Annotated in this window: 1 protein-coding gene; it reads right to left on the bottom strand. The window is 66.3% G+C overall.

Annotation, left to right across the window (positions count from 1 at the left end; all coding sequences use genetic code 11):
* On the bottom strand, positions 1–512 hold a 512-nt coding region (locus EOA23_RS35230; RefSeq protein WP_281058786.1), incomplete at its 3' end, for a TrbI/VirB10 family protein.
* Positions 513–650 lie beyond the last annotated feature (138 nt).

Genomic DNA, 650 nt, shown 5'->3' with positions numbered 1-650 from the left:
GTATCGACGCGGCCGCCGAGACCGCCCCGTCCTAGACGGTCGGCGCCAGGCGAGGCAATGTCGACCGACACGCCGTCGGAACGTATGACGCGGTTCCAGACGATGAACACACGCTTTTGTCCGCGCGCGATCCCCGAACGATATTCGCCGGTGAGCCGAGAGCCTTTCGGGATCAGAATGCGGCGGCCGTCGAGCGAATAGACGTCCTCGCGCGCCACCGCGCGAACCATGCCGGGCAGATCGGTGTTGATCGCGGTTTCCAGAAATCCGCGGATCATCGTGCCTTCGGGGATCAACGCATCGGTGCGGCGGAAAACTCGCGCCTTCGCCGTCGCGTTCGAATGGGTTTCCGACTGCGCGAGGAAAGCCTTGTTCGGATCGTTGTCGGCGCCAGGCACCGGAACAAGCTGACCGTCGGCGGCGATTTGCGCCTGGGCCGGCTGATCGTGCCCGGCGGCCGAGCTCGCTTGCTCGCTGGTAATCATCTGGTTCGACCGCAGGCGCTCCCACATTGCCTTTTGCCGCTCAGCCTCCTCGGCCTTCCTGCGGGCCTGCTCGTCGGCCGCTTGCTTGCGGCGGGCCTCTTCTTCTTCGGCTTTGCGGCGCGCCTGCTCGGCAGCCAGTTGGGCTTCGATCACGCGCCGCTGCGC

The organism is Mesorhizobium sp. M2A.F.Ca.ET.042.01.1.1, assembly GCF_003997405.1.
GTDB lineage: Bacteria > Pseudomonadota > Alphaproteobacteria > Rhizobiales > Rhizobiaceae > Mesorhizobium.
This window is presented reverse-complemented; position numbering and strand designations above follow the sequence as displayed.